1 protein-coding gene is annotated in these 464 nt (G+C 34.9%); it reads right to left on the bottom strand.

Annotated elements, in window-relative coordinates:
* The coding region (locus EAE93_RS24080) for a hypothetical protein (RefSeq protein WP_214040744.1) at positions 1–464 on the bottom strand (464 nt) is incomplete at both ends.

Here is a 464-nt window from a genome sequence, read left to right as displayed (position 1 = left end):
TCGATAATTAATGGGGCTTGTCGACGTAAAAAAAACATAGCCCATACAAAAGGTGGAATAATCAGTAGGTAGAGTAGCAGGAAACCTATATCAATTTTAAAATAATAGTCACTATATTCATAATAATTATAGCGGTAATGCAAGTATTTTATCAGGGAAAGATCTTTATCATCACCAATATAATCCATACCGTTCAAATAGTCAGGTAGATCATCACGTAGGTAAAACTTCTCCCCATATTCTTTTTTAGCTACATCAACCCAATGATAAATTTCTGATTCATTACTCTTTCGTTCTTCTATGAAATCATTTACTGTTAATAACATACTGGTGATTAGTCCTAGAGTTACCGGAATCAAAGTAATACTCCGAGCGCGGCGCTGAGTGTTACGAACATGGCACTCCCTATTATCAAGGTAATCCAGTATCTCCACGTGTTTAATGGTTTCTTCATCCTTAATATC

Source organism: Photorhabdus akhurstii, from assembly GCF_018448925.1.
Classification (GTDB): domain Bacteria; phylum Pseudomonadota; class Gammaproteobacteria; order Enterobacterales; family Enterobacteriaceae; genus Photorhabdus; species Photorhabdus akhurstii.
Note: the sequence above shows the minus strand (reverse complement) of the source record. Positions and strands in the feature narration are given on the sequence as shown.